We start from the raw sequence: 25,704 nt of genomic DNA on the forward strand, positions 1-25,704 counted from the left end.
AGATCATGCGTGAGCTCAATCGGCCACAAGTGGCTTGTCTCCCATCAGATAGCGTGGACCCGCCCCAAACCGCGCTGCACGATCCTGTGGATTATAGAGTGCGCACTGGGCCAAAGACAAACAGCCGCAACCGATGCAGCCGCCCAACTTGTCACGTGTCGCCACCAATGCGGCGATCTTGGCATCCAATTCAGCAGCAATCGCCTCGCTTATGCCCTGCCAATCTTGCGCCGTAGGTGCCCGCCCACGCGGCAAACGAGCCAATTCGGCTTTAACTTGTTCGAGGCTCAGTCCCAAATGCTGAGCGATCTTGATGAAGGAAAGCCGGCGAATATCAGAACGGGCATAGCGTCTTTGATTGCCTGAGGTGCGGTGGGCGATAATCAAGCCGCGGGCCTCGTAGAAGCGGATCGCCGATACCGATAGGCCGGTTCGGGAAGCCATATCGCCAATGGTCAGCCCTCTGTCATCGTCCACTGCAAATTCCTTCCAGATAAAACTTGACCTCAATCTAGGTTGAGGTTGCACGCTGTGTTTTGTCAAGTGACCGTCAGATTTTCTGGGCGCGATCCGATCCGGTCACATCAACCACATGCGTCCCACTCAAGAGGTATCATACAAATGACCCAAGCTTATCTTGAACATGTCAACGTGACCGTGGCCGATGCCAACAAGACCGCCGCATTGCTCGTGGACTTATTTGACTGGCACATCCGATGGTCTGGGCCGGCGCGCGATGGCGGCTATACGGTTCATGCCGGGACAACCGACCACTATCTTGCGGTCTATCAGCCAAGCGACGGCCAAAGCCGGAACTTTCCCAAAGGTGCTCCGCTCAATCATGTGGCCATTGTGGTGGATGACCTTGATGCTGTGGAAGCCAAAGTTATCACTCGAGGCCTAAAGCCGTTCAATCATGGCGATTATGATCCAGGCCGCCGCTTTTACTTCTTCGATGATAATGGCATCGAGTTTGAGATTGTGTCCTATCGTTGAGCGATAGGCGCTTGGACTGGCGCGACGCGGAAAGTAGCTGCGCTTGTGTGCGGTGTTGGGCCGACTGGGAATAAGGTCGAAGACAGTAAGCCCTATTCAACTTGGGTCGCTGACTCCCCAGATGTGGTGAGCCCAATACTGCAAGACGACCTGAAAGGACCTGCGAATGTTGATTGATCTCTTGAACTGGCGCTATGCCACCAAGAAAATGGACCCGGCCAAATCTGTGCCGGCAGAAAAAGTGGACGCCATTGTTGAAGCGATCCGTCTGGCCCCGACTTCCAGCGGCCTGCAACCTTTCGAGGTGATTGTCGTGACCAATCCAGACGTGCGTGCGCAAATCCAAGCGGCAGCATGGAATCAGGCCCAAATCACCGATGGATCGCACCTCCTGGTGCTGGCTGCCTGGGACAATTACACCACCGACCGCATCAATATGATGTTTGACCTTGTCAATGACGAGCGCGGCTTCAGAAACGAGGGTTGGGAGAATTATCGCCAGATGTTGTTGGCGACCTACCCCCAGCGCACCGCTGAGGTCAATTATCAGCATGCCGCCCGGCAGGCCTATATCGGGCTGGGTGTCGGATTGGTGGCGGCTGCAGAAGCCGAAGTCGATGCCACCCCGATGGAGGGCTTTGACCCCGAGAAAGTCGACCAAATCCTTGGCCTCAAGGAACGCGGTTTGCGCAGTGTTGTTCTGGTGCCGCTGGGTTACCGACAGACCGACGGCGACTGGTTGGTGAATCTGAAAAAGGTGCGTCGTCCAAAGGCGGCGTTTGTGCAAGAGGTGGTTTAGTCTCGACTGTTTTGGCCCTGACTTGGTTCACTGCCATACCCAATGGTAAATAGAATATTAACCGAACATTAAGGTTAGAATCATATTAACCGACCCTGTCTTCTCCGGAAGACACCCCACCATACCCGATCTTGACGGGGAGCCTGTGCAGGCTCCCCGCCTTTTTTTAGTCTGGTCTTTTGATGGGTTGTGGCGCATCTTTTGCCCAAGCCTCCTCAATAGTTGCAGTTGCTAGCTGCATTCAATTGCTGCGGGAGGCTTGCACGACGCGAAGGTGGCGGTATAAGGCGCGCCTCACGTGTTCCCCGATAGCTCAGTTGGTAGAGCAAGCGACTGTTAATCGCTCGGTCGTAGGTTCGAGCCCTACTCGGGGAGCCATTTTTCTCCAGAACAATCTCACATCGATCAGGCGGCTTCAGCGTTCATGCGAGCCTGCATCTCCCACAATTCGGCATAGACCCCGCCCTGGGCCAGCAAGGCGGTATGGGTGCCGCGCTCTGCCACCAAGCCATCGCGCAAGACGATGATTTCATCGGCATCGGCCACCGTCGACAGCCTGTGTGCCACAACCAAAGTTGTCCGCCCCTTTGCCGCATCCTCAAGCGCCTCGCGCACCTCAGCCTCGGTCACTGAATCAAGGCTGGAGGTTGCTTCATCCAAGACAAGGATCGGAGGGTTTTTGAGCAAGGCCCGGGCAATGCCGACCCGCTGACGTTCACCACCGGACAATTTCAGTCCCCGTTCGCCCACTTTGGTGGCCAGTCCCATCGGGGCTGCTGCGATCAAGCCCTCAAGGCGCGCCATACGGGCCGCTTGCTCAATCTCCTCCGGGCTGGCATCAGGCCGTCCGTAGGCAATATTATAAGCCAAAGTATCATTGAACAGGACCACATCCTGCGGCACGAGGCCGATGGCGGCGCGCACACTGGCTTGGGTGACCTCACGCAAATCCTGTCCATCAATCCTCACAGCCCCGCTCTGGGGGTCATAGAAGCGGAACAAGAGCCGCACGATGGTCGATTTGCCCGATCCAGACGGCCCAACAATGGCAACAGTCTTGCCGCTGGGAATAGCAAAGGAAACCTCGCTCAAACCAGCATGGCGGCCATCATGGACGAAGCCGACACGGTCAAATTCGACAGTGCCGGACGTGACAGCAAGGGGTGCCGCGTTAGGCTTGTCTGCAATGTCTGGCACTTCATCAAGGAGAGCATACATCGCCTCCATATCGATTGAGCTTTGCTTGATCTCCCGCCAGGCAAAGCCCAAAATGTTCAGGGGACCATAGAGATTGAGCATGACCAGCGTGACGGCCGCAATGTCGCCTGCCCCCATTGTCCCATGCGAAATGGCGTAGCCCGCTGCAGCCACCATGACTGCCAGACCGAGATTCTGAATGAACCCTTGTGCGGCATTGAGACCCTGCAGCGTCGCATTGGATTGCACGGAAGCGCGCGCATAGGCGCGAACGGCTTGATTATAGCGTTCAGTCTCACGCGCCTCAGCGGCGAAGGCTTTGACCGTCTCGAAATTCATCAACGAATCGACAGCCCGACCCGTGGCCTCGCTGTCGGCATCATTCATGTCGCGACGATATTTGAGCCGCCACTCGGTAATGGCCAATGTGACGATGACATAGATCACGACAGTCGATGCGGCGATTAAGGCAAAAAACCCGCCATAGCGAAGCCAAAGAACAGCAGCGGCCATGACAAGTTCAATCAGCGTCGGGCCGATATTGAAGGCAACAAAGCGGGTTAAAAAGTCGATGGCCCGCACACCGCGTTCAATGGTGCGCCAGACTGCGCCAGTCCGTTTGGACTGGTGAAAGCGGATTCCAAGCGAATGCACATGGCCGAACACCGCAACACCTGCACGGCGCTGAGCCTCCTCACTGACAGGCTGAAACAAGGTATCGCGTAATTGCGGCGCGGCCGAGCCAAAAAAGCGCATGGTCGCCCAAGTTCCAATTGCGAGTAGAAACACAAAGTCCCAACCCACGGAATTGGTCTTCCCCAGTGCGTTGACCGCATCTGCCAATATCAAAGGGGCACCGACGATGAAGACCTTCGACACAAGCGTGAGCGCCAGCGCCAATCCGACGCGCACCCGCAACTCAGTGGTATCCAAGCCACCAATCAGTTTGATCAGCCGCGTCAGCGCCTTGCCAATGGGGGAAACTTCGTTTGCGCTGTCGAATGCAGCATGTTCGCCTTTTCTCATTTTATGCACATAGTCAGTCTTGAACGAAAAGGAATAGCCTATCTTCTGCTGGCCTATCTTCTGCTGGTAAGGGCTGATGCATCCCAGACTGAAAAAAGGCATAGAGCCCAGCCTGTGGGAACTAGGTTCGACTGAGTCGCCATCCAAACAGGATGGCTTGAGGAATTGACGATGAGCAAATTAACATCTGTCTGCGTCTATTGTGGGGCTTCGAGCCAGGTAGACCCTGCCTATCTTGATCTGGCCACACGGACCGGCCAAGCCATCGCTGCACGCGGCATTCGGCTTGTCTATGGCGGCGGCAATGTCGGACTGATGGGGGCGTCTTCTAGGGCTGCTAAAGCCGCTGGCGGTGAAGTTTTGGGTATCATGCCGCATTTCTTGACCAAATGGGAAAAACCAAATCCAGCCATTGAAACCCGTATGGTCGACACAATGCATGAGCGCAAATGGGGGTTGTTTGCTGAGTCTGATGCCTTCATCGTGCTGCCAGGCGGTATTGGTACATTGGAAGAAGTGGTTGAAACGCTTTCTTGGCAACGCTTGGAGTTACATCAAAAGCCGGTTGTCTTGATTGACCGAGCCTTCTGGCAGCCCTTCATCGACTTCATCGAGGGTACGATCGAGTCGAAGTTCACGCCCGAAGCATTTCGCCAGTCCTTCTTCACCGCCGAAACCCCGGAAGAAGCACTTGACGGCCTCCAAGCGGCGTGTGCAGCGAGCTGACACCCCTCCTGTTGGCGAAAAATCTCTGTCTGCCATCTATCATGCATTGGCCGACCCTATAGCCAACCTGTCCCCCCCCTCGTGATTGGGGTTTCGCAAAAATGCCGCCACCACATGTGCGCGCAGACAGCCAAATTGTGTCTCACTGCCCCTCGTTGACACAACCGTCGAGGGAACCCATGAAACAAGTCAAAACAAAATAAAACAGAATAAATTTGAGTATATTTTTGATATACAATGATTAAATTTTGTCAAAAATAATGTTAAAATTTTAGATTTTCAATTTTTTGGGGAAAATTGGCGGTTTTATGCAGCATAAACCACTGTTTTACAATCTATTTTTCTAATTAACTGTAATTGAAGATTTATTTTATGTCATCTTAACATTAATATCCAATTTGCAACCGATTACGAAATTTACTTTACAGTACTTTCGCCAAGGAGATACCCTTAACAAAGCCTCGGCTCGCTTGGCAGGGGAAGGTCTCTAACGGGGGAAGCGGACATTTGCCGGACTGTGTCGCCGAAAGCCTCTGCGCGCGCGAAGCGGTTCCTGCATCTCAAGCCGGATTGAACGATCGATGCGCAGCCAGCTGATGGGGCCAGAATATGGCCCCTCGGCAAGACGAGAAAGAACTTCGAGGAATGATTATGGCAGCTCAGGACATACGCGGAAGCGACAGCTGGACCTTCGATCTTCATGTTCAGCGCTGGCTAAACGCGCCTGCGCGCCGTCATGATGTCGCAACGCGCGCCAAGCGTATCCTGGCGAGCGTGCTGCAGGAATGGCAAGAAGTCGGCTATCTGGAAGCTCAAATCTATCGGATTGCCAATCGGGCTGGCATGTCAACCGCGACACTCTATCGACTGTTTCCAGACAAGGGCCAACTCAGCTGTGAGGCCCTGCAAATGGGGCATGAAATCCTGATTGATCTCATCACCCAAGTTGATCACCACCCCAATCCAATTCAAGATCTGACTGAAATGGTGCGAACCTACGCCATGGCATATCTCCAACCTGGCGTGCAGCAACTCATGCTAAGCCAGACTTTGATGCTGCTGGAGCCAGAGATTGAAGCCAGGGTCAATGATATTGCGTCAGCGAGCCAAAACCGAATTAACAGCTATTGGCACGAGAAGATTCAGTCGCTGATCGATGAAGATCTGATTCAAGCTGAAAGTTTGGACTGGCAACGCTGCCGCCTGATTGGTGCAATGGAATCACGCACGCTGGGTCGGTTCTTCTGGAATTATCCGTCCCACTCGCCTGACGTAAGTTGGCATCATGATGCCCAAAACATCGTGATGGACTTCTTCAAGCTCTACGGCACGGAGAAGTTCAAAACCTTAAGCCGTACCTACAATTGGAATTGGACGACTGAATGACTGATGTCCTGCCGTTGACACGGGGCGATGCCTTTGTCTTGGCGAAAGTCGAGGCGTTGCTTCAACCTGTGCCCAATCGGCTGGACACGTCAAATCGACGCAGCCGCATTGTTGCCGCTGCGGCTTATGAAAATCTGCACAATAATTTTGCGAAGCTGAACGTGCGCGATGTAGCCAAACGCGCTGGTGTCTCGACAGCCACGCTCTATCGCATTTTTCCCGATGAAAGAACGCTTTATCGGGCCGGCTATGATCTGGCTAATGATCTTTATCGACAATGGCTGTTTCGCGAGAGTAATCACCCCAATCCATTGTTTCGCTTCAGCGAAATGCTCTCAGCCTGGGTTGAAATGTGGCCCCGGCCAATGGGGAAAAACATCCGTCCAGGACGCTTTGTCGAGCTTGACCGGCGTGATGCCATTACATCGGTCTCGACGACAACGTTTTTCAAAACTGCTTTGAGCTTCTGGCTCGGCCAAATCCGTCGATTGACAGAGGAGCGCTACCTTGATTTTGAGCCCACATACGCCACCATGGAGGAACTTTCAGGGCCGCTGGAAGCCCTGATCTTCTTTCCCACGATTCTAACCTGCCAAACTTTCCGCTTTGAAATGAGTGCCTTTGAATATGCATGGCGGACAATTGATGATTTCATGCGCATTCACGGAACACCTCATTTCCATGCGACACGACGACGGTTGAATTGGGATGATGATCTTGTTGCATTCAGACTAAAGTTTAAGTAACCGTCAAGTTACAGCAAAACGGGTTCTTGCGTGCGTTCATTTTAAGCCCGGTAAATCATAACCTAGGATAACATAGGGCTCTCAAGCACGCAGAAATCATGGAATCACGCGCCCTGCCGCCTGGGTGGCCCCGTCACTTTGCGGCCCAGATCGACCAATATCTTTCCGGCCAATCCCGCCGTGCCAACTCTGAAGCCCGCTTCCGGACAATTCTGGCAGCGGTTTTGCAGGAATGGGCAGACGTTGGCTTTCTGCGTGCGAATATCTCTGCGATTGCCGAGCGGGCTCGCGTTTCAACGGCAACCCTTTACCGCCTTTTCCCAAGCCGCGAGACCCTGAACCTTGAGGCGCTTGCTTTTGGGCATGTCATTCTGATGCAAGCGATGGAGACACGCCCTCGACATCCAAATCTGTTGCGAAACCTCGTTCACATGGTCAATCACTACACCGAGATCCTGTGTGAGCGGCATTTCCGTCAATTCTCGCTGGGCCAAACATTCATGGTCCGCCAAGATGCCGACCAACGCGAAGAGGCCAGCCGCATCGCCTTTTCTGGTCATCGGGCCTTGCACGGCCTGTGGATCGATGAAGTTCGGCGGCTGATCGACGAAGGCTTTCTGCGAGATGGTGATGTGGACCACATGATGTTCCGCCTGATTGGGCCAATCGAGGCGCGCGCTCTTCATTGGTACCAGGCCGGACGTGGCTATTATCAGCCGTCCAAGAGCTGGCTGCATGAGGGTGTTGATGTGGTCGAAGGCTTCTTTGCTGTATATGGCACGCGTAAATACAAAATATTCCGAGACACCTACAGCTGGGACTGGAACAATCTGGCTGCTGTATCAGCCAGCTTTCGCGACCCACCCGTCAGAATTGCAGGGGGAATCCAGCGCTGGGACAGCCTGCCTCACATTGGCCAACTTGAGCAAGCCTTGGCTCAAAAAGCCGTTCCCCAAGACTTCATTGTCTTCGTATTTCGCGAGCTTAAGGCCATGTCCAGCCGCACCAACAACCGGCTTGACCCAACCAATCGGCGCAACCGCATCTTGGCAGCCGCGATCCATGAAAACTTTGAGCGCGGATTTGAAAATCTCTCGATCGCGGGCATCGCCCGACGGGCGGGGGTTTCAACGGCTACGCTTTACCGCGTCTTTGGGGATGACCGTAGTCTCTATGATGAAGCCCATATGCTGGGTCTGTCATTTTTCTGCGCCTGGGTCGCTCAAGACAGCCCGCAGGTCAACCCGATCGCACGCATGGCGGATTATCTGATCAGACCTCTATTGACCTATATGGATCCGCGCAGCCTGCGCTTGGGCTCCATTCAATTTGGCCTGATCGCGCGCACGGAAGAAGGTGAGGTCTTGCCCACCTCGCCTTTGCTCATCCGCTATATCTACGGCTTCTGGGACCGTCGCTTCGCCCGATTGCGCGCCGAAAACTTCCTGTCAGAGCCAACAAGCTGGAAAATGATCATGGATGTGTTTGGCCCAGTTCAAAGCATGTCTTGGGGGCTAAAGAGCAACTCCGGTCAAACGTGGCTTCCCAGCACAAGCTGGTACGAAGTCTGTTGGCGCGTGGCAGAAGACTTCTTCCAGCTTTACGGCACACCCCACTTTCACGCCTGCCTTCAAAAGCACGGCTGGAACAAGGAATTACCCGGCTTTAACAGCTAATCCTTCCTGTAGTGCTGGCTTGGGCTAAGCGACCTGACCTGCCAAACGGGCCGCTGCCTTTTCATAACCAATCAGCATGAACATCAGCTTCATTTCAGGACCATGGTCCTGGCCTGTCAGGGCTTGGCGCAACGGCATGAAGAGAGCCTTGCCCTTTGCCCCGGTCGATGCTTTCACCGCCTCGGTAAAGCCCGACCAGCTGTTCTCATCATAGGGCCCTGCAGGCAGCAGGTCGGCTGCGGTGGCGATAAACCCACCATCCTCTATCTTGGGCGTTATCGGACCGCGTACCACGTCGGCCCATTGGGTCACATCATCAAAGCGGGACAAATTGCCGCGAACCGCCAACCAGAAAGCCTCACCCAGATCACAATTCAAAGCTGACAGGCGCGGCTTCATCACCTCATAACTAGCATGTTGCAGCAATTGGGCATCGAGGCGACGCACATCTTCGGGGTCAAAACGGGCTGGCGCTCGGCCGATCTTGGCAAAGTCAAACCCGGCAATCAGTGCATCAAGACTGTCAACCGCCTCAATCGGATCAGATGTGCCGATCCGAGCCATCAAGGACAGGACTGCCAAGGGGGCAACACCGGACTCCCGCAGGCTTTCCACTGACAGCGAACCGATACGCTTCGACAGGGTTTCTCCATCAGCCCCAACCAGAAGCGGGAAATGGCCGAATTCTGGACGCGTGCCACCGGTCAATGCCTCAAAAATTTCTGCCTGCGCGCCAGTATTGGTGACATGATCCTCACCCCGGATCACATGTGTAACGCCAAGGTCCACGTCATCGACCACCGATGGCAGCGTGTACAAATAAGCCCCATCGGCCCGGATCAGGACCGGATCGGACATGGAAGCGGTATCCACCGTCTGCTCACCCCGGATTAAATCTTGCCAAGCCACGCGCTTTCCCGACAGCTTGAAGCGCCAGTGCGGCTTGCGGCCTTCGGCCTCGTAAGCGGCCTTTTCCGCCTCGCTCAGCGACAAAGCGGCACGATCATAAATAGGCGGCAGTTTACGCGACAAAGCGATCTTGCGCTTGCGGTCGAGTTCTTCAGCCGTTTCATAACATGGATAGAGCAAGCCCATCGCAATCAGCTTGTCGCGCGCCTTGTCATAAACATCAAAGCGCGCAGATTGGCGGGCCTCTTCGTCCCATGTCAGGCCAAGCCACGTTAGATCGGTACGGATCCCATCCTCATAGGCCTTAGTCGAGCGGGCGGTATCGGTATCATCAATACGCAATAGGAACGTACCGCCGTGCTGGCGCACGAACAGCCAATTGCGCAGTGCGGTGATGACATTGCCAACGTGAAGCTTACCGGTGGGCGAAGGTGCAAATCTGACTTTCATATCCGTGTCCTGTTGGGCGGTGGCTTAGCAGCACCTGCGCCGCGGCGCGAGGGGGTTAGGTGCAGGACGGGTCCACACGGCTGATGAAAATTTACCCAGGCTATAGACGCAAAAACGGAACAGAGTTAGAACATCTTAACTTTGTTCGTGGATCGTTCACGGCAAAAGGTATTTTCGACAGGGTCGGTTGCGATCTGAAACGGGGGAAAAAGGATGCTGACGTCCAAACAGCGGGAGCTTTTGCTCTTCATTCATGAACGTTTGAAGGAAACCGGCGTGTCACCTTCATTTGATGAAATGAAGGATGCGCTGGATCTGGCTTCTAAGTCCGGCATCCACCGTCTGATCACAGCGTTGGAAGAACGTGGGTTTCTCCGGCGGCTTGCCCATCGCGCACGTGCGCTTGAGGTTTTGAAACTGCCAGACAGCGCCACCACGGCAGCCCCACCCAAAGGTCGTCAGCCCTTCTTGCCAACAGTAGTCGGCACCAGGCCAGCTCCCGTTCCAGCCCAAGTTTCAGCCCCTGCCCCGGCACCAGCGACTCCGGCCAATGACATCGCTGTTTTGGGCCGGATTGCCGCGGGTGTGCCGATTGAAGCAATCCAACATGAAGTAGATCGGATTGCCGCACCTGATCACCTCGACCCTGCCTTGCATTTTGCCCTTGAAGTCAAAGGTGATTCAATGATCGATGCGGGCATTTTGGAAGGTGATTTTGTAATCATTCGTCGCACAGATGATGCCCAATCGGGCGACATCGTTGTGGCGCTGGTGGATGAGGAAGAGGCAACTTTGAAGCGTTTGCGTCGGCGCGGCCAGTCTATCGCCTTGGAAGCAGCCAACCCGCGTTACGAAACGCGCATTTTCGGACCCGATCGGGTTAAGGTTCAAGGTGTTCTGGCAGCACTTTATCGGCGATATTAGGGGCGGTAGACCGAAGAAAGCTCTTCAATTCAAACGACCGGTTGGCACAAGAAGCGCCTGAGACGATTTCAACAGGCGCTTGCCTCGTCGCCGTTCGACGTGTTGCCGCTTCCTAAAACTCGGTGACGAGATCAACCCCTGATGCGCTCTTCAAGGCACGACGGGCCGCGACATCGATCGGAAATCGCCCTGGGGCCTGGATTTCCACTTCCCGACCATCAGGCAGTTCCAGCACGATGCGCAATTCGCCAAAGCTGGAAGCCGTGGCCCCGCGCAGCGTTTCGGTGACTTTTGCCAATTCATCGACCCCAGCCCCGCGCGCCAGAAAAACTTTGATGCCTGCGCAGCCTGAAATGTCGGCCTGATCAAGCAGTTCAATCTTTTCAGCAGACAATTTCAAATCACCATCGCGCAAGCGTGCCTTGGCCCGGAAACTGATCGACGTGCCCGGCTCGAGATGATCGCGCGCATCGTGCAGCGTCTCTGGCATGACCATAACTTCAAACTCGCCGGTGGGATCGCTCAATGTCACCCAAGCGAACTTGCCGCCATCGCGTGCCGGACGTTCCTTGCGCGCCCGCACCACCCCAGCCATGCGGAAAATGGCATCAGAGCCCTGCATGCGGGCAGCAATCTCAGAGAAAAACACCGTCTGGCGACGACGCAGCGCATCGGTCAAATCATCCAATGGATGCCCTGACAAGAACAGGCCCAAAGCGGCAAACTCATTGTCCAAGCGTTCTTGAGCCGACCATGGCTTGACCTGCGGCAAGGGCGCGCGCGGGGGAGGCGCAGCATCGCCAAACAGGCTTGTCTGTGCGCTTTGCCGATCCGCAGCTGCAGCATTGGCATGGGCTACAAGCTGATCAGCAGCGGCAAAAACCAATGCCCGATTGGGCTCAATGGAATCAAACGCCCCGGCCTTGGCCAATGTCTCCCATGTGCGTCGCCCAAGAATGCGCGGATCGACCCGCTCAGCCAAATCGTGCAGCGACGAAAACCTGCCCCCCGTGTTGCGGATGTCCACCAATTGGGCCATCGCTGCCACACCCACCGATTTGATGCCCCCCAATGCATAGCGAATGGCATCATCCTGCACAGAAAAGTCAGCCTCTGAATAGTTAAGATCAGGCGATAAAACCTTGATCTTCATGGATTTTGCCTCTTGCATAAAGGCGCCGAGCTTGTCGGTGTCATCTATATCGAGAGACATAGAGGCAGCCATGAACTCAACTGGATGATTGGCCTTCAGATAGGCAGTCTGGTACGCGATCACCGCATAGGCGGCAGCATGGGATTTGTTGAAGCCATAGCCCGCAAATTCGCTCACCAATTCGAAGATACGGTCCGCAAGCTCACCGTCCACCCCGCGCGCAACTGCGCCCGATACAAATCGATCCTTTTGCTTGGCCATTTCCTCCGGCTTTTTCTTGCCCATGGCACGGCGCAAAAGGTCGGCCTCGCCCAATGAATAGCCTGACAGGATCTGGGCGATCTGCATCACCTGTTCCTGATAAATGATGACGCCTTGGGTTTCCTTCAAAACAGAAACGAGACTTTCATGAAGATAATCAGCCTCTTTGCGGCCAAACTTCACATCGCAATACGTCTCAATATTCTTCATCGGGCCAGGACGATAGAGCGAAATCAAGGCAATGATGTCATCAAGACTATCGGCGCGCATTTTGCGCAGCGTATCGCGCATGCCCTGACTTTCCAGTTGGAACACGCCCATGGTCTTGCCCGATGCCAAAAGCTCATAGGTTTTTCGGTCATCAAAGGGCAAGGTGTCCAGATCGACGTCAATGCCGCGCTGTTTGAGAAAATCCAACGCGCGCTGAATCACTGTCAGGGTTTTCAGTCCCAGAAAGTCGAATTTCACCAAGCCGGCCGGTTCAACCCATTTCATGTTGAATTGGGTAGCCGGTAGATTTGAGCGGGGGTCCTTATACAGGGGAACCAGCTCATGCAGAGGCCGGTCACCAATCACCACGCCAGCAGCATGGGTTGACGCATTGCGATAGAGGCCTTCGAGCTCAATCGCGGCATCGAGCAAGGTTTTCACGTCTGCATCACGCGCGCGCTCTTCCTGCAAACGCGGCTCATCCTTGATCGCTTGCGCCAAAGTAACCGGGGCGGCAGGATTGTTTGGCACCATTTTCGCCAGGCGATCTACCTGGGTGTAGGACATATCCAGCACCCGGCCGACATCGCGCAAAGCCGCCCGTGCCTGCAGGGTCCCAAAGGTAATGATCTGGGCGACCCGATCTGCACCGTATTTTTTTTGAACATAATCGATGACTTGGTCGCGCTTTTCCTGGCAGAAGTCGATGTCGAAGTCCGGCATTGACACCCGTTCAGGGTTGAGGAAGCGCTCAAATAAGAGTCCAAAAGCCAGCGGATCTAGGTCGGTAATCGTCAACGCATAAGCAACCAGCGAACCCGCACCCGACCCCCGCCCAGGCCCGACCGGCACCTTATGTTCTTTCGACCATTTGATGAAATCAGCCACGATCAGGAAGTAGCCAGCAAAGCCCATCCGGTTGATGACTTGGATTTCATGCTCGAGGCGTTGTTCATAAATCGACCGGTCGACAACAGGTGGCCGCTTGGCCAGACGGGCCTCAAGCCCGGCACGGGCTTGGCTGGCCAATTCTTCCGGCTCATCGCGCCCCTCAGCCGTCGTATAGCGGGGCAAAATGGGCGCGCGGGTTCGCGGCCGGACGGCACAGCGACGGGCGATATCCACACTATTTGCCAAGGCTTCAGGCAGATCGGCAAACAATGCCACCATCTCTTCCTCGCTGCGGAAGCAATGATGCGGGGAAACCCGCTCGCGCTTGTCATCGGCGACACGCGTGGCCTGCCCGATACACATAAGAATGTCCTGAGCACGATGTCGTTCAGGGCTTTCAAATCGCACATCATTGGTGGCCACCAAGGGCAGTGCGCGATCATAGGCCAGATCAATCAAGGCGGGCTCAACTTGCGCTTCATCGGCCATGCCGTGACGCTGGAGCTCGACATAAAGCCGATTGGGGAAAGCCTTGCCGAGCTTGTCGAGCAGAAGTTCGGCTTCCTGGCGCAAATTGGCCAATAATGCGCGCGACAACAGCCCCTCACGCCCCCCGGTCAGGCAGATCACACCCGCATTGTGCGCCAGCACTTTCTCCAGTGGAACATGGGGAAGACTGCCAGCGGGCACATCCAGAAAAGCCAAACTCGACAATGCCATCAGATTGGCCCAGCCGGTCTCATTCTGGGCAATAAGCGCAAGCGCGCCATCAGGCCCCGGCATAGCACCGGGCTTGGGTGCCAAAAAGGCGACAGGCACCGTCAGCCCCATAATGGGCTGAATACCTTTTTCGGCGAGTGCCTCAGAAAACTCGAGCGCACCAAACAGATTGGGATCAGAAATACCAACAGCGACACAACCGGCCTTGGCAGCAACCCCGGCCAGCTTTTTGACCGTCATCGCCCCATCGAGCAAGGAATAGGCTGACCGCACCCGCAGATGAATGAAACCGGGCCCAGCCACCACCCTTGCTGCCCCACCAAGCCCATCACTCGACCCACCACTCGACCCATCACTGGGCCCACCATTCGGACGAGACCGCGCACCCTCGCCGACAGATCCAGCATGGCTGCCCGCCCCGCCATCCGCCACTGCCTGCCCAGACTGCGCCTCGTTGCTCATGCCATCACCCACATCCGCCTGCTACATCCTGCCCGCCATCGCTGCACCCGCACGCAAGACAAGCTGAATCGACACAAACGGATGTGACAGGACTTCGCGGCGTCTGTCAGCCCCTGCCGACAGAAAACACCCCATTCATCCTCACCCGATGACAGCGCCCCAACCCCAAGCCATCAGGGTGAAAGCGAGAATGGCAGCAAACGCAGCAGCATCTTGAAGTTGGGCCATGATCCTCTCCCATGTTCTTGCTTCGTTCTATTCTTGTTTTGTTCTCATGGCAAGGGCTCTTTTGCAGCTCCCACCGCACATGCGGACCTGCTTCAATCTAGGCGTCAATCTTCAACAAGACGGCCGGATTCGATACGGAAAACCCGGTCCATTTGGCGGGCCAGGTCGAGATTATGGGTGGCGACCAAGGCCGCGCTGCCCTCGTCTCGTGTTGCCTTGCGGAAGATGTCGAACACAAAGCTGGAGGTGGCCGGGTCGAGATTGCCGGTCGGTTCATCGGCAATCAAGAGTGCGGGCTTATTGGCTAAGGCGCGAGCGATCGCCACTCGTTGCTGCTCCCCGCCCGATAATTGGCCAGGCTGATGGTGCTGGCGATCTTGCAGACCCATGGATGACAAGAGCGCACCCGCCCGCGCACGCGCAGCCTCAGTAGCCACCCCGCCGATCCATTGTGGCAGGGCCACATTATCCAGTGCGCTAAACTCGGGCAGCAGATGGTGGAACTGATAGACAAAGCCCAATGCCTGCCGCCGTAAAGCTGTGCGGGCAGCGTCTGGAAGGCTGGTAGCATCCTGTCCAGTCAGCTCTACTGTGCCACCTTGGACAGCCTCAAGAAGGCCCGCAGCATGCAAGAGCGAGGATTTGCCAGAGCCCGATGGGCCAATCAGAGCCACGATCTCGCCCGGATTGACCACCAGATCGACACCTTTGAGAACTTCAAGCTCCCCAGCTCGGGTGTGATAGGCCCGGCGTAATTGGGTTAGACGCAAGACGGGTGGACGGACCTCATCACTCATAGCGCAAAGCCTCTACCGGATCGAGCTTGGCTGCACGCCAAGAGGGCGGCAAGGTCGCCAATATGCTGGCCAGTGCGGCGAACACGGCCGTCGTTATCACTTCATGCCATTCCACTTTGGCGGGGATCTGACTTAAGAAATAGATGTCGGCATTGAAAACAGGGCCAAAAACGAACTCTACTGCCTTCTGGATCGCTGCAATATTGAGACAAAACAATGTCCCGCCGAGCGCCCCTGCCAGCGTGGCCAGAATGCCGACACTGGCACCTGCCATCATGAACACGCGCATGATCGAACCGCGCGTGGCTCCCATCGTGCGCAAAATGGCAATGTCTCGCCCCTTATTCTTCACCAGCATGACAAGCCCAGAAATGATATTCATGGCCGCAATCGCCACGATCAACATCAAGATGAGGCGCATCACATTGCGCTCAATCTGCAAAGCAGACACCAGGCTTTCAGACTGCTGACGCCAATCGCTCACGTAACGGCCTTGGCTGAATTGGGCGACTTGCAGGGCAAGCTGGTCGGCCACATCTGGATCTTGGATGCGCAATTCCACTGTGTCCCAACTGGTTTCTTTAGAAAAAAACAATTGGGCTTGTTCGATCGGCATATAGATGAAAGTGGCATCATACTCGCTCATGCCAATGTCAAATATCGCCGAGACGACATAATCCTTTACCCGCGGGGTGGTTCCAAACGGGGTGGAGGCCCCTTGTGGCGAGATCAATTGCACCACATCGCCCGGCAAAACGCCCAAAGCCTCCGCGAGGCGCGAGCCCATGGCAATTTCATCGCCGCCATACTCGCCTTTTCCCCAGGTATTCAAATTGCCGCCGACTAGATTGGCCGACACCAGTTTTAAGCGGGCCAGATCGTCTCGGGCAAGCCCGGTCACAATCGCCCCACGCGCCAGATTACCGCCCTGCCCTACCGCCATCACTTGGCCTTCGACCTTGGGCATGACGTCCAGAACGCCCGGCAAAGCTTTGGCCTTGGCAATGATGGTTTTGGCATCGGCGATCGGCATGTTGCGGACGTCGACAAACACATGGCCGTTGACGCCCAGAATGCGGCCCAAAAGCTCAGCCCGAAAGCCGTTCATCACGCTCATGACGATGATCAGCACCGCCACAGCCAGGAAAATCCCTATAAAGCTGATGAGCGAGATCAGCGCGACCCCGCCATCCTCACGCTTGGCGCGCAAATAGCGGGCCGCCAACATGCGTTCCCACATGCCAAAAGGCCGGGCGCGCTCTGTGGTCATGCTTTGGCCTTGTCAGTCAGACGCGCCAATGCGCTTTCTAGGGAGACTTCCTCGCGTGAGCCGGACTTGCGATCTTTGACTTCCACCACGCCATTGGCCAGCCCCTTGGGTCCGACAATCAATTGGGTAGGCACCCCAATCAGATCCATGGTGGCAAATTTCGCCCCGGGCCGGTCGCTGGTATCATCATAAAGCGGATCCAGACCGGCTTGAGACAACGCCTGATAGGCCTGCTCGCAGACCTGGTCGACCGCCTCATCGCCTGCCCGCAGGCTGACAACGCCAACTTTGAAGGGTGCCACGGCTTCCGGCCAGATGATGCCATTTTCATCATGGCTGGCCTCGATGATCGCCCCCACCAAACGGGAAACACCAATACCATAAGAGCCCATCTGGACCAGGATGTCCTTACCATCAGGGCCTGATACTTTGGCATTCATTGGTGCCGAATATTTGGTCCCAAAGAAGAAGATATGGCCAACCTCAATCCCGCGCCCCGTTCGGCGGCGCTCGGCTGGTACTTCAGCGTTGAAACGCGCCTCATCATGAATTTCATCGGTGGCAGCATAGGCCTTGACGATGCGCGAGACGGTTTCGGCGCGCTTAGCGCGGGCCGCGTCATTATTGTCAAAGCTGATATCCATGCCGGCCCAGTCGGTCTCATCATAGACAGCATCGTAAAAGACCCCGCTTTCCCCCGTGGGGGCGAGGACCAAAAACTCATGGCTCAAATCCCCGCCAATCGGGCCGGTATCGGCGCGCATGGGCACAGCCTGCAGGCCCAAGCGCTGGAACGTCTTGAGATAGGCCAGGAACATTTTGTTATAGGCGTCGCGCGCGCCTGCTTCATCCAGATCAAAGCTATAGGCATCTTTCATCAGAAATTCGCGGCCACGCATCACACCAAAGCGCGGGCGCACTTCATCGCGGAACTTCCATTGGATGTTATAGAGATTGAGCGGCAATTCCTTATAGGACCGCACATGGTTGCGGAAAATATCGGTCACGACTTCTTCGGCCGTGGGTCCAAACAATAGGTCGCGCTCATGCCGATCGGTGATGCGCAGCATTTCAGCACCATAAGCGTCGTAGCGGCCGCTTTCGCGCCACAAATCAGCGCCTTGCATGGTTGGCATCAAGACTTCCAGCGCGCCAGAACGGTTTTGTTCCTCGCGCACAATGGCTTCGATCTTTTGCAAGACTTTCAAGCCAAGCGGCAGCCACGAATAGATGCCAGCAGAATGCTGCTTGATCATGCCGGTGCGCAGCATCAGCTTGTGCGAGACGATTTCGGCATTGGCGGGGGTTTCTTTGCTGACAGGCAGGAAATAGCGCGACAGGCGCATGATGATCACCTTCTTCTTGTGTGATTGCCATAGTCTGTGCCGTGGCGTGAGGCAATTCAGGCTGCTGCGGGTTGTGGGTATTGGGGCAAGCAGAAGTTCTTTTCGTCTAGACCCATTTGGATGATTACGATGTTTCCCCAGAATAGATGATCGAGGGTGAGACCAATTGAGACAGCGGTTTGCTGGACCAGAATGGGTGCCACAGCGCTTCTTAGTATTTCGATTTTATCGAGTGCTCTCCCCTCGTCCCCAAAGGGGAAGAGGGCCGTGCGTAACGATGCGCAGCTGGTGGTTCACGCGCTCCATCTTTCAACACTGCCCACCCCAAATGAAAAAAGGCCGCGCCATGAAAATCAGGCGCGGCACAAAGGTTCTGGGAGGAAACGCCATCAGGCATTTACGAGGGGGCGACAGGCCCGTCTCGCAAGTGCACAATCGGCCCGAACTTTCGCACATGCAACACAATTGCTGCGAAGACAGGCACGTCTTGGCCGCTTGCCTCTAAACCACCCATTAGCAGCCATGAGCTGCCCGCTTTTTGGGCTTAGCGGGTCAAACGCCCGAAAGGATGCTCCAGCGACACCCAACCTGACGTCACAATCAGCGCGAAAACACACCAAATGACCACCGTTATGCCGGTGGTTACCAGCATTTTCTGCTTGATATTAGCAATGACGGGGGCTCCAGGCTCAGTCCCTGCGACAATTTGCCCGGTTTCTTCCTGGCTGCGCACACCAATTGGCAGAACGCAAAACAGGACAACCCACCACATGGTGAGAAAAATCGCGGTGCCCGTAAACCAGTCCATCTAGTGGTCACCCTTCGGCGTTTCCATCAGCTCAATCAACACGCCATTGGAGTTTTTGGGGTGGACGAAGATGATGAGCGTGCCATGGGCCCCGATACGCGGTTCGCCCAGCACGGTGGCACCTTGTGCCTTCATGGCGTCGCGGGCAGCATAAATCTCAGGGACCTCGAAGCACACATGATGCTGGCCGCCGGCAGGATTTTTCTCCAAAAACTTATGGATGGGTGAGGCCTCCCCCAAAGGCTCGATCAATTCCAATTGGCTGTTGGGAATATCGATAAAGGCTACTTTCACGCCCTGCTCGGGCATATCGCGGACGGGGGTGATATCATCGTCGACAACCCCATACAGAGCCTTGTAGTTTTCAAGAGCGGCAGCGATGGAAGGCACTGCGATACCGACATGATTGAGGCGACCAAGCTTCATGATGGACTTCCTGTTCTGAAGGCTTCTTCCATCACGACATATCGGCGGCGCGTCAATCAAGTCCCACAGATGGCGCATCACAAGTGCGTAGACAATCACTATCCCGCCGCTTAGGCTCACGGGTCTGTGAAGTTGGCATGATGCAATATGCCAAAGGGTAATGTTCGGGGGGATAATATGACATCAAGACCGCTACTGGCTTCGCTGATTGCTGTGGCATTATTGGGTGCGGCCGCCCCCAAGCCGACTGCACCGGTGCAAGCGCTGCAAATTCCTGAACTGAGCAGCAGCGTCGCGGCTGACTATACTGGCTCCCTCAAAGCCTTGTGGGAGGATTTGCACGCCCATCCCGAATTGTCCTTCCGCGAAACCCGCACCGCGGGCGTGGTCGTACGCGAATTGCGCGCGATTGGCGGGATTGAAATTACCGAGCAAGTCGGCGGCACCGGTGTGGTCGGTGTCATCCGCAATGGGGCAGGTCCGGTGGTCATGTTGCGTGCGGATATGGATGGTCTCCCGATCCAGGAGCGTAATGGCCTGCCGTATGAATCCAAAGTGCGCCAGATTGATGCCGATGGGATTGAAATGCCGGTCATGCATGCATGTGGTCACGACGTGCATGTGGCCTCCTTGATTGGGGCTGCGCGGCAATTGGTGGCCCGGCGCAAGGCTTGGCGCGGCACGATTGTGCTGGTGTTCCAGCCTGCCGAGGAGCGCCTGGGCGGGGCACTCGCCATGTTGAAAGATGGCCTCTATACCCGCTTCCCCAAACCCGACATCGCCCTTGGCTTGCACATTGCCAGTGGGATAGAGCGCGGAAAATATCGGGTTGAGACCCGTGTCGCCAATTCAAGCTCTGATGCGGTGGATATTGTCGTGCGTGGGGTTGGTGGGCATGGGGCTTCGCCACAGCAAACAGTGGACCCGATTGTGATTTCCTCCAACCTGGTGATGGCGTTGCAAACACTGGTGAGCCGCTCAATCTCACCGCTGGAGCCCGGGATCGTCACTGTTGGCGTGGTCCATGCTGGGACCAAGCGCAATATCATTCCCGAAGAAGCCCGACTTGAACTGACTGTGCGGGCCGATACGCCCGAAGTGCGCGCCAAACTGCTCGACGGGATCAAGCGGATCTCTGACGGTGTGGCCAAAACCTATGGCGTCCCCGCCGATCGCATGCCAATCGTGAGCTTCCGAGACGAGAAAGCCCCGCCTAATCTCAACGATCCTGAAAATGCCGATAAGTTGCGCACCAGCCTCGCAACAGCTTTCGGGGTTGATCGCTTATCCAAGATCGAGCGTTCCAGCATGGGCGCTGAAGACTTTGCCTATTATGGCGCACCAGAATGGGGTGGGGTCAAAAGCGTCTTCTTCAATGTCGGCGGCAGCATTACCGATGACATGAGCAAAGCCCCACCCCATCACTCGCCGCTCTTCCGGATTGAACCTGAAGCCTCGGTGCGCGCCAGCGTGGAAGGCTATGTGGTGGCCGCCATGACGTTTTTGGGCACGCCCTAAACCGTCATAACCACCACGTCGACAATTGGGCGTTTGCCAAAGATCCGATCAGCCGCCTTGCGCACCGCGCGCATGATGAAGCCTTCGGCGACTTCCTCATCAACCCTTTGGTCGTGCTTGAGGCGGTTAAAGGCTTCCTCGGCTGCATCAGCCAATTGTTCAAGCCGAGCCTCAGCGGGATTGCCGTTGCGTTCTGAAAGACCACGTGCGCGCACATCAGGGCCAGCCTTGATCTGGCCTTTGGCATTGATGGCCAAAGACACCATGACATAGCCATGCTCGCTGAGGCGCACGCGGTCGCGAATGGTCTCGCTATCGGAACGGATGACGGCCTCGCCATCGACCAAGAGACGCCCCGTTGGCACTTCATCAATGACGCTGGCGGGGCCGGGAGCCAGCCGAACCATATCGCCATTCTTGATGGCCAAGGCTTCGGGAACCTGCAGGCTGAGCGCGAATTTGGCATGCTCCATCAAATGGCGTTGCTCGCCATGGGTCGGAATGGCGATCTGAGGTCGAACCATCTCATACATGGCGCGCAATTCATCCCGGCATGGATGACCAGAGACGTGGATGTGGCGATCACGCCCGGTGATGACCTCCACCCCGCGCTGTGCCAGCTTATTCTGCAATTCCAGAATCGCCCGCTCATTGCCGGGAATTTCACGGCTGGAGAACAGGCACGTATCCCCCCGCCCGAGGCTCACATGAGGATGGGTACCGTCTGCGATGCGGGCGAGTGCGGCGCGCGGCTCGCCTTGGCTGCCCGTGCACAGATAGAGGATCTGGTCATCGCGCAAATGGCGGGCCTGCTCTGGCTCAATAAAGCTGGCGTCCTGCAATAGGCCTACCGCCCGCGCCGCCCCGGTAATGCGAACCATGGAGCGGCCAATTAAGGCCACGGCACGACCCGCCGCTGTTGCAGCTTCGACCGTCGAGAGAATTCGGGCAACATTGGAGGCAAAGCAGGCCACCGCAACTTTGCCCTTCTGCTCGCCAATTGTGGCGATCAATTCAGACCGCACACCCGCTTCCGATCCGGCTTCGCCTTCAGAAAACACATTGGTGCTGTCACACACCATGGCCAATACCCCGGCTTCACCCATCTCTTTTAAGCGGGCGATGTCGGTCTGCTCGCCAATCAAGGGCTCAGCGTCAATCTTCCAGTCCCCTGTATGCAGCACCGTACCCAGCGGCGTATGGATTGCCAGACCATTGGGTTCGGCGATCGAGTGGGTCAGGGTCACATATTCAATGTCAAAGGGACCTAATTGGAAGCGGTGCTTTAGGGGCACTTCATGGAGGGCGACTTTGCGTTCAATACCGCGCTCACGCAATTTGTCGCGCAACAAATGGGCCGTGAACGGCGTGGCATAGACGGGGGCGGGTATACGCGGCCATAACCAACCCATAGCCCCGATATGGTCTTCATGAGCGTGGGTGAGCACGATGGCAAGAATGTCATCCTTATTGGCTTCCAGAAATTCTGGGTCAGGCAGAATGAGGTCGACGCCTGGAATGCCTTCCTCGCCGGCAAAAGTAACGCCGACATCCACCACAATCCATTTGCGGTCGCCGTCTGGCCCATAGCCATAAGCGTTCAGATTCATGCCGATTTCATTTGAGCCGCCAAGGGGGAGAAAGACGAGCTCGTCAGTTTTTGTTTTTTTGGTCACATTGGGTTCCGTTGGACGGCTCTGCCGCCATTGCGTTCAAAGATTTCAAGAAGGCCTACCGTGGTCAGATCCTGATCATAATGATCGATATGGGACGACGCGCCCTCAAACAAAGAGGCGACACCACCCGTGGCGATCACTTTCATCGGTTGGCCATATTCGGCCTTGATCCGATCAATCAATCCATCGATTAGCTCAATATAGCCCCAAAACACACCCGATTGCATGGCCCCGACCGTGTCGGTGCCGATCACTTTGTCAGGTTTGCGGATTTCGATGCGTGGCAAGCGGGCCGCAGCAGTATGTAGCGCTTGCAGCGACAAGTTGATGCCGGGCGAGATGATACCCCCTTCAAAGGCACCGTCGCCACTGACGATGTCGAAGGTTGTTGCTGTGCCGCTATCAATCACGATCGCAGGTCCGCCATATTGGATAAAGGCCCCAATGGCATTGACCAGCCGGTCGGCACCCGCCTCGGACGGTTTGGGAATGCGAACATCAATGCCCAGCTCAGCATTGTCACCCACGACCAAGGGCTCTGCCCCAACATAGCGACGCGACAGATTGCGCAAATGGAAGAGGGCTTGAGGCACCACGGTTGAAATCACGCAATGATTGAGGTCCGATAAAGCCAAACCTGCAAAGCGCATGGCGGCGTCCAGCCATACGGCATATTCATCCGCCGTGCGCGAGGAATTACTGGCCGCACGCCACGTACCGCGCCAGCGTTGCCCGTCATGAACGGCAAATTTTGAATTGGTGTTACCCACATCAATCGCCAGCAGCATTGGCTCCCCCTCTGCGCATTTCCCTTAACCCGGCCTGCATGCCCGGCGCTAGGCAAGATAGCGGCACTGATCATGCCGGTAGTTGTGAACGCTCAACCGCCAAAGAACACATCGCCTGCGGTCACTTCAGTGATACGGCCAGCTTCATCGGCCAGTTGCAGCGCGCCTGTCAGTCCCAGACCGGCAAAGCGGCCATGCAAACGGCTGTGCGGCAAGCGCACTTCGATGGGGTCTCCCAAGCCCGTTGCTCGGGCAAGCCAAGCTGAAGCAATCGGGGCAAAGCCATCGGCCTGCCAGATCCCGGCAAAATGGTGGAATTGGCTACGGACCCCGTCAAACAAGGCTTCGGCAGTGCAGAAAGGCCGATTGGGCAGCGCGTGATCGCGTATGCAGGTAACGGGCTGATCAAGGCCGTCTGGATGTGTCAGCACATTGATGCCGATGCCAACAGCCAGATGCAGCTCACCCCCCTGCCCGTGCCAGCTTTCCAACAAAATGCCGCACGCTTTGCGCCCGTCGAGCAGCACATCATTGGGCCATTTCAGCCGGACAAGATCGGACGGCACCCACGCAGATATGGCCTCGGCCACGGCTAAGGCGGCGACAAACGACAGATTGGCAGCTTCCTGAGGTGGGCAGCTTAAGGTGAACAGGCCGGTTGTATACACATTACCCGGCGCACCCAGCCAAGTCCGGCCGCGCCGCCCGCGGCCGCGTGTCTGGACTTCAGCACGCACCCACAGAGGACCGGTCTGACCAGCCGCAGCGAGGCGTCGCACTTCATCATTGGTGGATTCCACCTCTGCCAGCAGCAAAGCCTCACCTGGCCCGCTGCTAAAGCCCAAGATCACGAGAAGCCGGCCCCGGCAATCGTAGCAGCCGAGCCGACCAAGCCGATCAGCAAGGTCAGGGCAGCAAGCACAAAGGTTGCTCCGGTCAAGGTCAATGCCGTTGCTGTGCCAACTGGCACCATTGTGGCCACAGGTTCATCAAACCAGACAGTCTTGATGATCCGCAAATAATAGAAGGCCGACACCACTGAGGCCAAGATCAGGGCAATCGCCAATGGCAACAACCCGACCGAACTGGTGGCCAGAATGATCTCCCACTTCCCGAAGAAGCCAGCCAATGGCGGAATGCCCATGACGGAGAACAACAACATCGTCAGGGCTGCTGCCAGCAAGGGGTTGCTGCGTGACAAACCCGACAACCCTGCAATGGTCTCCACCCGCTCGCCGTCGGCCGTGCGCAACGACAAGACAACACCGAACAGTCCCACCGAGGTTACGGCATAGATGGACACAAACACCAATAGCGCTTTGGGTCCAAACTCAGGACCACATGCAATCGCCACCAAGGCATAGCCCATATTGGCGATTGAGGAATAAGCCAAAAGGCGCTTGATATTGGTTTGCTGTAGCGCAAACAGCGCCCCGATCACCATCGACAGCAGCGCCATGATCACCACAATACCCAACCAGTCTTTCTGGGCAGGGCCAAAGGCTTCAAAGCAAACCCGAGCAAACAAGACGGCGGCTGCCACTTTGGGCGCGGAAGCAAAAAACGCGGTCGAAACAGTGGGCGAGCCTTCGTAAACATCCGGCGTCCACATATGGAATGGGGCAGCCGACATTTTGAAGGCTAAACCGCACAGAATGAAGACGAGCCCGAAAATAACGCCAATATCGCGGCTAGCTGCAACATGGGCAGAAATGACGTCGAACTTGACCGAGCCCGTAAAGCCATAAACCAAGGAACAGCCATAGAGCAGAAGCCCGGACGACAGCGCGCCAAGTACGAAATATTTCAAGCCCGCTTCCGAGCTTTTGGCATCATCACGGGCATAAGCGGCCAGAACATAGAGGGCCAAGGATTGCATTTCGACCCCAACATAGAGCGCGATCAGATCATGGGCTGAGACCATGATAAACATGCCCAATGTGGCCAGCATGGCCAGAACCGGGAACTCTGGTTTGTCGAGCTTTTTGTCGGCCAGAAAGTCAACCGACAACAACAAGGCGCTGCTGGCGGTCAAGGCAATGATCAGCTTGGCATAGGCTGAAAAACCGTCAGCTGCATAGGAGCCCGAAAAGACCACGACTTGCTCAGGCGGCATGTGCAGGACCGCCATGGCACCAGCCGCCAGCATGACAGCGACACACAGCCACGTGACCAAGCGCGACCCCCGGTCGCCCATAAAGGCCCCGATCAGCACAATGATCAACGCCCCCGCCGCCAACGTAATCTCGGGCAAAATATAGGGGACCTGCTGGAAGAAAAGCTCAGCCGTCATGGTCTGGTTCATGCTCATGGCC

At 56.1% G+C, this 25,704-nt stretch carries 21 protein-coding genes and 1 tRNA gene; 9 read left to right on the forward strand and 13 right to left on the reverse strand.

Going from position 1 to position 25,704, the window contains the following annotated elements; translation table 11 throughout:
* Positions 1–15 precede the first annotated feature (15 nt).
* Positions 16–477 (reverse strand): redox-sensitive transcriptional activator SoxR, encoded by a 462-nt coding sequence (gene soxR / locus PbB2_RS10500; RefSeq protein ID WP_272949232.1) that lies wholly within the window; start codon positions 475–477, stop codon positions 16–18.
* A gap of 144 nt (positions 478–621) precedes the next feature.
* Between soxR and PbB2_RS10505 the strand changes: the two genes are divergently transcribed.
* The 3 genes from PbB2_RS10505 to PbB2_RS10515 all read left to right on the forward strand — a co-directional run bounded on the left by PbB2_RS10505 (position 622) and on the right by PbB2_RS10515 (position 2,173).
* Complete coding sequence (locus tag PbB2_RS10505) at positions 622–996, forward strand: VOC family protein (RefSeq protein ID WP_108985275.1); 375 nt, start codon at positions 622–624, stop codon at positions 994–996.
* 166 nt (positions 997–1,162) lie between these two features.
* Entirely contained in the window at positions 1,163–1,795 is a 633-nt protein-coding gene (locus tag PbB2_RS10510) for an NAD(P)H-dependent oxidoreductase (protein WP_108985276.1), read from the forward strand.
* A 302-nt stretch (positions 1,796–2,097) separates the two neighbouring features.
* Positions 2,098–2,173, forward strand: a tRNA-Asn gene (locus PbB2_RS10515).
* Positions 2,174–2,200: 27 nt separating this feature from the next.
* On the opposite strand, the gene PbB2_RS10520 is transcribed toward PbB2_RS10515, so the two are convergent.
* The gene (locus PbB2_RS10520; protein ID WP_108985277.1) at positions 2,201–4,018 is read right to left on the reverse strand and encodes an ABCB family ABC transporter ATP-binding protein/permease; all 1,818 of its coding nucleotides are present in this window, start codon (positions 4,016–4,018) and stop codon (positions 2,201–2,203) included.
* A gap of 171 nt (positions 4,019–4,189) precedes the next feature.
* Between PbB2_RS10520 and PbB2_RS10525 the strand changes: the two genes are divergently transcribed.
* From PbB2_RS10525 to PbB2_RS10540, 4 genes are all read left to right on the forward strand, one after another.
* Positions 4,190–4,744, forward strand: coding sequence for an LOG family protein (locus PbB2_RS10525; protein WP_108985278.1), 555 nt, complete (start codon positions 4,190–4,192; stop codon positions 4,742–4,744).
* 651 nt (positions 4,745–5,395) lie between these two features.
* On the forward strand, positions 5,396–6,130 hold the full coding sequence (locus PbB2_RS10530; protein ID WP_192576290.1) for a TetR/AcrR family transcriptional regulator: 735 nt from the start codon (positions 5,396–5,398) through the stop codon (positions 6,128–6,130).
* Positions 6,127–6,876 carry a TetR/AcrR family transcriptional regulator gene (locus PbB2_RS10535; protein ID WP_108985280.1) on the forward strand — a complete coding sequence of 250 codons (750 nt, stop codon included), beginning with the start codon at positions 6,127–6,129 and terminating at the stop codon, positions 6,874–6,876. Before PbB2_RS10530 ends, PbB2_RS10535 begins: the two co-directional genes overlap by 4 nt.
* Before the next feature lie 98 nt (positions 6,877–6,974).
* Entirely contained in the window at positions 6,975–8,552 is a 1,578-nt protein-coding gene (locus PbB2_RS10540) for a TetR/AcrR family transcriptional regulator (protein ID WP_108985281.1), read from the forward strand.
* Between the two features lie 24 nt (positions 8,553–8,576).
* Here PbB2_RS10540 and gltX read toward each other — a convergent pair whose 3' ends face one another.
* On the reverse strand, positions 8,577–9,911 hold the full coding sequence (gltX, locus tag PbB2_RS10545) for a glutamate--tRNA ligase (protein ID WP_108985282.1): 1,335 nt from the start codon (positions 9,909–9,911) through the stop codon (positions 8,577–8,579).
* 213 nt (positions 9,912–10,124) lie between these two features.
* Here gltX and lexA point away from each other — a divergent pair, with 213 nt between their 5' ends.
* Positions 10,125–10,835, forward strand: a complete 711-nt coding sequence (gene lexA, locus PbB2_RS10550; RefSeq protein ID WP_108985283.1) for a transcriptional repressor LexA — start codon at positions 10,125–10,127, stop codon at positions 10,833–10,835.
* A gap of 112 nt (positions 10,836–10,947) precedes the next feature.
* On the opposite strand, the gene dnaE is transcribed toward lexA, so the two are convergent.
* From dnaE to mce, 6 genes are all read right to left on the reverse strand, one after another.
* The gene (gene dnaE, locus PbB2_RS10555) at positions 10,948–14,532 is read right to left on the reverse strand and encodes a DNA polymerase III subunit alpha (protein ID WP_108985284.1); all 3,585 of its coding nucleotides are present in this window, start codon (positions 14,530–14,532) and stop codon (positions 10,948–10,950) included.
* Between the two features lie 332 nt (positions 14,533–14,864).
* The gene (locus PbB2_RS10560; protein ID WP_108985285.1) at positions 14,865–15,557 is read right to left on the reverse strand and encodes an ABC transporter ATP-binding protein; all 693 of its coding nucleotides are present in this window, start codon (positions 15,555–15,557) and stop codon (positions 14,865–14,867) included.
* Positions 15,550–16,827, reverse strand: a complete 1,278-nt coding sequence (locus tag PbB2_RS10565; RefSeq protein ID WP_108985286.1) for a lipoprotein-releasing ABC transporter permease subunit — start codon at positions 16,825–16,827, stop codon at positions 15,550–15,552. Before PbB2_RS10565 ends, PbB2_RS10560 begins: the two co-directional genes overlap by 8 nt.
* The gene (proS, locus tag PbB2_RS10570) at positions 16,824–18,173 is read right to left on the reverse strand and encodes a proline--tRNA ligase (protein ID WP_108985287.1); all 1,350 of its coding nucleotides are present in this window, start codon (positions 18,171–18,173) and stop codon (positions 16,824–16,826) included. Before proS ends, PbB2_RS10565 begins: the two co-directional genes overlap by 4 nt.
* 544 nt (positions 18,174–18,717) lie before the next feature.
* A complete protein-coding gene (locus PbB2_RS10575; protein ID WP_108985288.1) occupies positions 18,718–18,981 on the reverse strand; it encodes a DUF1467 family protein in 264 nt (87 codons plus the stop codon).
* Positions 18,982–19,407, reverse strand: coding sequence for a methylmalonyl-CoA epimerase (mce, locus tag PbB2_RS10580; protein WP_108985289.1), 426 nt, complete (start codon positions 19,405–19,407; stop codon positions 18,982–18,984).
* Between the two features lie 177 nt (positions 19,408–19,584).
* On the opposite strand from mce, the gene PbB2_RS10585 reads away from it, so the two are divergent.
* A complete protein-coding gene (locus PbB2_RS10585) occupies positions 19,585–20,925 on the forward strand; it encodes an amidohydrolase (RefSeq protein WP_192576291.1) in 1,341 nt (446 codons plus the stop codon).
* Here the strand turns inward: PbB2_RS10585 and PbB2_RS10590 are convergent.
* From PbB2_RS10590 to nuoN, 4 genes are all read right to left on the reverse strand, one after another.
* Positions 20,922–22,601, reverse strand: coding sequence for a ribonuclease J (locus tag PbB2_RS10590; RefSeq protein WP_108985291.1), 1,680 nt, complete (start codon positions 22,599–22,601; stop codon positions 20,922–20,924). The genes PbB2_RS10585 and PbB2_RS10590 overlap by 4 nt on opposite strands.
* A complete protein-coding gene (locus PbB2_RS10595; protein WP_108985292.1) occupies positions 22,598–23,389 on the reverse strand; it encodes a type III pantothenate kinase in 792 nt (263 codons plus the stop codon). Before PbB2_RS10595 ends, PbB2_RS10590 begins: the two co-directional genes overlap by 4 nt.
* A 92-nt stretch (positions 23,390–23,481) precedes the next feature.
* On the reverse strand, positions 23,482–24,240 hold the full coding sequence (locus PbB2_RS10600; protein ID WP_238164971.1) for a biotin--[acetyl-CoA-carboxylase] ligase: 759 nt from the start codon (positions 24,238–24,240) through the stop codon (positions 23,482–23,484).
* Positions 24,237–25,700 (reverse strand): NADH-quinone oxidoreductase subunit NuoN, encoded by a 1,464-nt coding sequence (nuoN, locus tag PbB2_RS10605; RefSeq protein WP_238164972.1) that lies wholly within the window; start codon positions 25,698–25,700, stop codon positions 24,237–24,239. The genes PbB2_RS10600 and nuoN overlap by 4 nt, the downstream gene beginning before the upstream one ends.
* Positions 25,701–25,704 lie beyond the last annotated feature (4 nt).

The sequence above is a fragment of the Candidatus Phycosocius bacilliformis genome (assembly GCF_003112735.1).
In the GTDB taxonomy this organism is placed as follows: domain Bacteria; phylum Pseudomonadota; class Alphaproteobacteria; order Caulobacterales; family Aquidulcibacteraceae; genus Aquidulcibacter; species Aquidulcibacter bacilliformis.

What these genes read in the sequence shown, in the direction of transcription:
- PbB2_RS10505 (WP_108985275.1), top strand. Translation starts at nt 622, where the DNA reads ATGACCCAAGCTTATCTTGAACATGTCAACGTGACCGTGGCCGATGCC.
- PbB2_RS10510 (WP_108985276.1), top strand. Translation starts at nt 1,163, where the DNA reads ATGTTGATTGATCTCTTGAACTGGCGCTATGCCACCAAGAAAATGGAC.
- PbB2_RS10520 (WP_108985277.1), bottom strand. Translation starts at nt 4,018, where the DNA reads ATGAGAAAAGGCGAACATGCTGCATTCGACAGCGCAAACGAAGTTTCC.
- PbB2_RS10525 (WP_108985278.1), top strand. Translation starts at nt 4,190, where the DNA reads ATGAGCAAATTAACATCTGTCTGCGTCTATTGTGGGGCTTCGAGCCAG.
- PbB2_RS10530 (WP_192576290.1), top strand. Translation starts at nt 5,396, where the DNA reads ATGGCAGCTCAGGACATACGCGGAAGCGACAGCTGGACCTTCGATCTT.
- PbB2_RS10535 (WP_108985280.1), top strand. Translation starts at nt 6,127, where the DNA reads ATGACTGATGTCCTGCCGTTGACACGGGGCGATGCCTTTGTCTTGGCG.
- PbB2_RS10540 (WP_108985281.1), top strand. Translation starts at nt 6,975, where the DNA reads ATGGAATCACGCGCCCTGCCGCCTGGGTGGCCCCGTCACTTTGCGGCC.
- gltX (WP_108985282.1), bottom strand. Translation starts at nt 9,911, where the DNA reads ATGAAAGTCAGATTTGCACCTTCGCCCACCGGTAAGCTTCACGTTGGC.
- lexA (WP_108985283.1), top strand. Translation starts at nt 10,125, where the DNA reads ATGCTGACGTCCAAACAGCGGGAGCTTTTGCTCTTCATTCATGAACGT.
- dnaE (WP_108985284.1), bottom strand. Translation starts at nt 14,532, where the DNA reads ATGAGCAACGAGGCGCAGTCTGGGCAGGCAGTGGCGGATGGCGGGGCG.
- PbB2_RS10560 (WP_108985285.1), bottom strand. Translation starts at nt 15,557, where the DNA reads ATGAGTGATGAGGTCCGTCCACCCGTCTTGCGTCTAACCCAATTACGC.
- PbB2_RS10565 (WP_108985286.1), bottom strand. Translation starts at nt 16,827, where the DNA reads ATGACCACAGAGCGCGCCCGGCCTTTTGGCATGTGGGAACGCATGTTG.
- proS (WP_108985287.1), bottom strand. Translation starts at nt 18,173, where the DNA reads ATGCGCCTGTCGCGCTATTTCCTGCCTGTCAGCAAAGAAACCCCCGCC.
- PbB2_RS10575 (WP_108985288.1), bottom strand. Translation starts at nt 18,981, where the DNA reads ATGGACTGGTTTACGGGCACCGCGATTTTTCTCACCATGTGGTGGGTT.
- mce (WP_108985289.1), bottom strand. Translation starts at nt 19,407, where the DNA reads ATGAAGCTTGGTCGCCTCAATCATGTCGGTATCGCAGTGCCTTCCATC.
- PbB2_RS10585 (WP_192576291.1), top strand. Translation starts at nt 19,585, where the DNA reads ATGACATCAAGACCGCTACTGGCTTCGCTGATTGCTGTGGCATTATTG.
- PbB2_RS10595 (WP_108985292.1), bottom strand. Translation starts at nt 23,389, where the DNA reads ATGCTGCTGGCGATTGATGTGGGTAACACCAATTCAAAATTTGCCGTT.
- nuoN (WP_238164972.1), bottom strand. Translation starts at nt 25,700, where the DNA reads ATGAGCATGAACCAGACCATGACGGCTGAGCTTTTCTTCCAGCAGGTC.